General features: G+C 46.2%; 2 protein-coding genes and 2 pseudogenes. 1 reads left to right on the top strand and 3 read right to left on the bottom strand.

The annotated features are described in order from the left end of the window. The 3 genes and pseudogenes from Q0095_RS10100 to Q0095_RS10090 form a co-directional block, all read right to left on the bottom strand. Nucleotides 1–1,830, bottom strand: a pseudogene (locus Q0095_RS10100) (DNA-directed RNA polymerase subunit beta'); the annotation flags it as partial. Continuing rightward, a pseudogene (gene rpoB / locus Q0095_RS10095) lies at nt 1,827–5,303 on the bottom strand (DNA-directed RNA polymerase subunit beta); the annotation flags it as partial. The pseudogenes rpoB and Q0095_RS10100, both read right to left, overlap by 4 nt. Beyond that, nucleotides 5,272–5,961, bottom strand: a complete 690-nt coding sequence (locus Q0095_RS10090; protein WP_297883381.1) for an MFS transporter — start codon at nt 5,959–5,961, stop codon at nt 5,272–5,274. The pseudogene rpoB and the gene Q0095_RS10090, both read right to left, overlap by 32 nt. A gap of 78 nt (nt 5,962–6,039) precedes the next feature. On the opposite strand from Q0095_RS10090, the gene Q0095_RS10085 reads away from it, so the two are divergent. Further along, nucleotides 6,040–6,645, top strand: a complete 606-nt coding sequence (locus tag Q0095_RS10085; protein ID WP_022026833.1) for a viroplasmin family protein — start codon at nt 6,040–6,042, stop codon at nt 6,643–6,645. The last annotated feature ends 82 nt before the right edge of the window (nt 6,646–6,727 follow it).

Here is a 6,727-nt window from a genome sequence, read left to right as displayed (position 1 = left end):
TTTATAGACGTAATCGACAAGCTCGGCGATATCCTTCTTCTTCATGATCTTATTCCAAAGATGATCCGGAATAAAGCTAGGTAGGATTGATTTGATGATCAAGCGGCCCGCGGTCGTAAAGATAATGCGGCGATCGATCATCGTTTTGATCTTAGCGTGGATGTCTAGCGCATTTGCCTCTACGGCGAGCATTACTTCATCGACGTTTGCAAAAATTTTATTCGTTCCTTTTGCACCCGGCTTTTCGAGGCTTAGATAATAAATTCCTAAAACCATATCCTGACTAGGCACCGCGACGGGCTTTCCGCTCGCAGGAAGCAAGATGTTCATCGAGCTTAGCATTAAAATTTTACATTCCGCGATCGCTTCTTGGCTAAGCGGCACGTGCACTGCCATCTGATCGCCGTCGAAGTCCGCGTTGAACGCGGCGCAGACTAGCGGATGCAGTCTGATCGCCTTGCCCTCGACGAGCACGGGATGAAACGCCTGAATAGACATCTTATGAAGCGTAGGCGCGCGGTTTAGCATGACGGGATGGTCCTTTACGACCTCCTCCAAGCACTCCCAAACTTCATTGATCCTATTTTCGATCATCTTTTTAGCCTGCTTAACGGTCGTTGCATAGCCCTTCTCTTGCAGGCGTGCGATTAGATGCGGCTTGAATAGCTCAAGCGCCATCGTCTTAGGTAGACCGCACTGATCCATGCGTAAATTTGGACCCACGACGATGACGGAGCGACCCGAAAAATCCACGCGCTTTCCGAGTAAATTTTGACGGAAGCGACCTTGTTTACCTTTAATGATCTCACTTAGAGATTTAAGCGGTCGCTTATTGGCGCCCTTTACGGCGTTAGCGCGACGTCCGTTATCAAAAAGCGCATCCACCGCCTCTTGAAGCATTCGTTTCTCATTACGGATGATGATCTCGGGTGCATCGAGCTCCATCAGCCTTTTGAGCCTAGAATTTCGATTTATGACGCGACGATACAGATCGTTTACGTCCGAAACCGCAAATTTGCCGCCCTCAAGGCTTACAAGCGGGCGCAGATCGGCAGGCAGCACGGGAAGATTCGTAATCATCATCCACTCAGGACGGTTGCCAGAATTTAAAAAGCTCTCGACGACCTTTAGACGCTTGACGATGGTTTTTTTCTTCGCTTCGGAGTTTGTGTTAGCCATCTCCTCCTTCAAAGAATTTAAAATTTCGACCAAATCAAGCTCGGCTAGCATATCGCGGATCACCTGACCGCCCATTTTGGCGACGAAGCCTGTCTGCGAAAAGCGCTCTTTTAGGCTCTGATACTGCTCCTCATTTAAAACATCGTATTTCTCGACCTTTTTGGAATTTTCGTTGTCGTAAAATGCCTCGCCCGCGCTTTCTACGATGTAAGCCTCATAATAAAGCACGCGCTCAAGATCTTTCATCTTGATATTTAGAAGCGTACCGATGCGGCTAGGCAAGGAATTTACGTACCAAATATGCGCCACCGGCGTTACCAGCTCGATATGCCCCATTCTAGTGCGGCGAACCTTCGAGCTCGTGATCTCGACGCCACATTTTTCGCATTTCCAGCCTTTGTAGCGCATCTTCTTATATTTGCCGCAGATGCACTCATAGTCTCTTACGGGGCCGAAAATTTTAGCGCAAAAAAGCCCGTCGCGCTCCGGTTTGAGCGTGCGGTAGTTAATAGTCTCGGGCTTTTTGACCTCGCCGTGGCTCCAGGCTTTGATCTGCTCGGGACTAGCAAGCCTGATTGCAAACGCATCGAAATCGTGGACTCTGGCGTCCTCTTTTATTTCTATTCTTTCTAAATTTGAATTATCGCTCATTTATTCTCTCCATTCTCGTAAATTTCAACGTCTAGAGCAAGCGATTTAAGCTCGTTTGTTAAAACAAAAAATGTCTCAGGAATTCCGGTAGACGGAACGTTTTCGCCTTTTGTCAGCGCTTTATACGCAGCCAAACGTCCATCAACGTCGTCGGATTTGATCGTTAGCATTTCGCGAAGCGTGTATGCAGCGCCGTATGCTTCCAGAGCCCAAACTTCCATCTCTCCAAATCTTTGACCGCCGAATAGCGCCTTGCCGCCGACCGGCTGCTGCGTAACTAGGCTGTAAGGACCGGTGCTTCTTGCGTGAACCTTTTCGTCGACTAGGTGGTGCAGCTTGAGATAATACATGCAGCCCACGTTTACGCGCTCTTTGATCTTTTCGCCGGTGCGACCATCGTAAAGCTCGGTCTTGCCGTCCTGATCGATGCCCGCCATCTCAAATAGCTTTTTGAAGTCCTCCGGCACGATACCTTCGAATATCGGAGCGGAAAATCTAACGCCCTTAGCCCAATCTCTAGCGTATTTTAAAAGATCCTCGTCGCTGATCTTCTCAAGCGTTTTTTTAGCCTGCATTAGTTTGGAAACGCCTGCGATCTCAATCATTTTGGCGCGAAGGGTTTTTATCCATTCACCCGTTTTCTCCTCTAAAATTTTAGCGATCTGCTCGCCTAAGCGCCAACCCACAAGACCCAAGTGGCTCTCCATTATCTGACCGATATTCATACGGCTAGGAACGCCGAGAGGATTTAGCACGATATCCACGCGCTGTCCACTAGGCAGATACGGCATATCGACCTCAGGGACGATATTTGAAACGATACCCTTATTTCCGTGGCGGCCCGCCATCTTATCGCCCACTTTTAGTTTACGCTTGGTTGCAATGTAGACTTTAACGAGCTTAACTACGCCGCTTGGCAAGATATCGTCTTTTTCTAAAATTTCGATCTTTTCGTCGTGTTCCTCTTTGAGCTTGCGCTTTTCGTTTTGGAAGTGATTTTTTAACTCCTCGTATTCCTTCTGAACAGCTTTAGAATAAGCCTTGACGAAGGAATTTAATGTAAAGCGGTTGGAGCTTTCAAGCTCCTCTTTTTTAACCTTATCACCCTTTTTATAATCTTTTTTATTGAGGCTTTGATCGCTTTGCAAAGCGCTTTTAGAAAGAAGTGCCACTACCTTTAGCATCTCCTCGCGATCAAGCATCAAAAGCCTATCGTGATGCTCCCTTTCGAGCTCGGTTTTTTCATCCTCATAGGCTTTGTTCGTGCGCGGATCCTTCTCGTAGCCCTTTTTGGTAAAAATTTTAACGTCGATTACTACGCCTTCCATAGAGGCGGTCGCGTAGAGCGATTTATTTACCACATGTCCTGCCTTCTCGCCGAAGATCGCACGCAAAAGCCTCTCCTCTGGCGTCGGTTTAACCTCGCCCTTCGGAGTTACTTTGCCTACTAGGATCATGCCGGGCTTGACGTGAGTACCGATCTTTACGATGCCGCTATCATCAAGGTGGGTAAGCTCCTCCTCTTTGATATTAGGGATGTCGCGCGTGATCTCCTCTACGCCGTCTTTAAGCTCTCTAGCCTCGATCTCCTTTTCATAAACATGCACGCTGGTGTATTCGTCGGCGCGGATCATCTTTTCGCTCATGACGACGGCGTCCTCGTAATTATAGCCATGCCACGGCATGAAAGCTATAAGAGCGTTTTTGCCGATCGCAAGCTCGCCGCCGTCCATGCTAGGACCGTCGGCTATGATTTGACCCGCCTTTATCACGTCGCCTTTTCGCACGATAGGGCGCTGTGAAAAGGTAGTGTTTTGGTTAGTGCGTAAATTTTTCTCCATCGAGTAGTGATCGATAAACGGACCTTTTTCGTCTTCGCCCAAAATAAATATATTTTTATTATCGACCTTTTCTACGACGCCGTCGCGTTTAGCCTTGATCGCTTCCCACGAATCGCGCGCGATGATCGCCTCCATGCCCGTTCCGACGATAGGAGCGGTGGAGTGCAGAAGCGGCACGGCTTGGCGCTGCATGTTCGAGCCCATAAGCGCGCGGTTAGCATCGTCGTGCTCCAAAAACGGAATCAGCGACGCCGCTACGCCCGCGACCATACCCGAGCAAAGGTCTATCAGCGAAATATCCTCGCGTTTAGCCATGATATTTTCGCCGTCTTTTCTAACCTCCAAAAGCTCCTCTACGATATTGCCCTCTTCGTCTAATTTAGCGGACGCAGGAGCGATTACGAGCCCCTCTTCCTGCGTAGCGGTAAGATAGACGATCTCGTCGGTAACCTTACCGTTTACGACCTTTTTATACGGAGCCTCGACAAAGCCCAGATCATTTACCTTCGCATAGGTAGCTAGGGTATTGATCAGACCGATATTTTGACCCTCCGGAGTTTCGATAGGACAAATTCTACCGTAATGCGTAGGATGGACGTCGCGCACCTCAAAGCCGGCGCGCTCTTTAACTAAACCACCCTCGCCCAGCGCAGATAGACGGCGCTTATGCGTAACCTCGCTAAGCGGGTTAGTCTGATCCATAAACTGGCTTAGCTGGCCACCGGTGAAAAATTCCATAAGCGTAGTGGTGATGATTTTAGGGTTTACGAAATCATACGGCATAAGCTCGTCTAAATTTCCGCTAATGCCGGTAAATTTATCTTTAATCGCCTTTTGAACCTTGATAAATCCAAGGTGCATCTCGTTTGCCAAAAGCTCGCCGATCGAGCGGATGCGGCGGTTTCCGAGATTATCGCGATCGTCGATGAAGCCGTCGCCGTTTTTAACCCTGATTAGATATTTAGCCGTCTTGATAATATCCTCGCTGGTTAGTACGGTTACGTACTCCGGTGCCTCGATACCCAGCTTGTGATTCATCTTCATACGACCGACTTTGGTCAGATCGTAGCGCTCAGGGTTGAAAAACAGATCGTTTACGAAGCTCTTTGCCGCTTCTTTTACCACCGGCTCGCCCGGGCGCATAACCTTGTAAATTCTAATCGCAGCCAGATCGTTCTCGTCGTCTATGCCCTCGCTTTGCTGCAAGAGCTTAAGCGCGTCTGCATCTTGAATAAAAGAATTTATGATTGAAGTATCTACGCCGCTAGCTAGGTCGTTAGCGATCGTAAATTTTTTCTCGGTGTTAGCGATCTTGGCTAGCTTGCCCTCATCTAGCGCAGTTAGCGAATCAAAAAGTACTTCGCCGCTATTTTTATCGACGATGGCATCGGCCAGGTAGCGCTCGGCTAAAATTTCAGCCGGATATTCGATGAGCTTTAGTCCGTCCTCTGCTAACTTCTCCGCTTTTTTGGATGTTAGGCGCTTGCTTGCTTGATGAAGCACCTCGCCCTTTTCGTTTATAATGTCGTAATCGAGCCTACCGGAATACTCTTTAGGATCGAAATCGGTCAGGAATTTTCCTTTTTTAATATAGATCGTCTTAATAGGATAAAATAATTTTATGATGCAACGTGTATCTGAGACCTGCCTTGATTTCTCCCATTATATCGTTTGAGATGGTATGGTTTTGGGGTTCATCCACTTTTATACGCAAGTAGACAATGATAATAGGGATAAGACAGAGTGCATTCAAAAAGAAAATAGTACTGTAGCTGAGATAGCTAAGAAGAAAAGCTGCTAAAATGGGACCAAGCATTCTTGTAATATTAAAGTTGGTGGAATTTAAGCTGACTGCACTTTTCAGGTATTGTGTTCCCACTAAGTAAGGCATGAAAGCCATCCGTGCGGGAAGATCAATACAGTCTATGGTACCGAGAAAAAATGCAAAAAGAAGAATCCAATAATAATCAGTATGACCGCTCCACAGGATGAGCCCTAAAAGAAAAGCCTGGAGCATATACATAAGCTGTGTTCCCAACAAAATACTTTTCTTTTTGTGGCGATCAATCCAAAAACCGGTCCACAGTGTGAAAAGGAGGCTTGGCATATATTGCATAGTACTCAGAACACCTAACAGCAGAGGGGAATCAGTAATTTCATAAACAAGCCACTGCTGTGCAGTAAGCTGCATCCAAAGCCCCATGAGAGCAACCCATTGGGAAAGGAAAAAAGTCCGATAGTTTTTGATGGTAAAAGCAGGGAAAGTGTGTAATAAATTGAATTTTAACATAATGATCCTCTAATAAATTCAGTTTTTATTATACTACCACAGGCAGCCTATGGATATGAATAATAAAGGAGCGTTTTTGTGAAAAAAAAATTATGGTATGCTGTGAAATCCGGCAGGAAAACCGGTTTGTTTACAAGTTGGGATGACTGTAAATTGCAGGTTATTGGATATCCCGGTGCGTCTTACAAAGGCTTTTTTACAAAAGAAGAAGCAATGGAATTCTTGGGGGATGTTGCTGATAAAAAGGTGAAAGCCTTGAAAGACGAATTAAGAGTGGCGGTATATGTAGACGGTTCTTATATTCCGACAATTCCCGATACCTTTTCGTTTGGGGTTGTCTTTATCCACCATGGAACTGTTGAAACTTATGCAGAGAAAATTATTGATGCAGAAGAAGCGCAGATGCGGAATGTGGCGGGAGAAATACATGGTGCAGTGTTTGCGATGGGAAAATGTTTGGAAAAAGGGATATCGGAGATAAATTTATATTATGACTATGTCGGTATAGAGAAATGGTGTACCGGAGAGTGGAAAGCGAATAAACGGGGAACAAAAGCGCTGCGGGAGTATTATGAATTAATAAAAGGACAGCTGACGGTTCATTTTCATAAGGTGGCAAGCCATACAGGCGTCATGTACAACGAAATGGCTGATCAATTGGCAAAAAATGCATTGCTGGAATAAGAACAGAATTATTTATAATGAATAACGAAGAAAGGCTTTTGTAAAAAAGATATTCTTTTATATAGACAGAGGAGAGTAAATA

The organism is uncultured Campylobacter sp. (genome assembly GCF_938045535.1).
Lineage (GTDB): Bacteria > Campylobacterota > Campylobacteria > Campylobacterales > Campylobacteraceae > Campylobacter_B.
The sequence above is the reverse complement of the archived record's forward strand: the minus strand, read 5'-3'. Positions and strand labels throughout refer to the sequence as shown.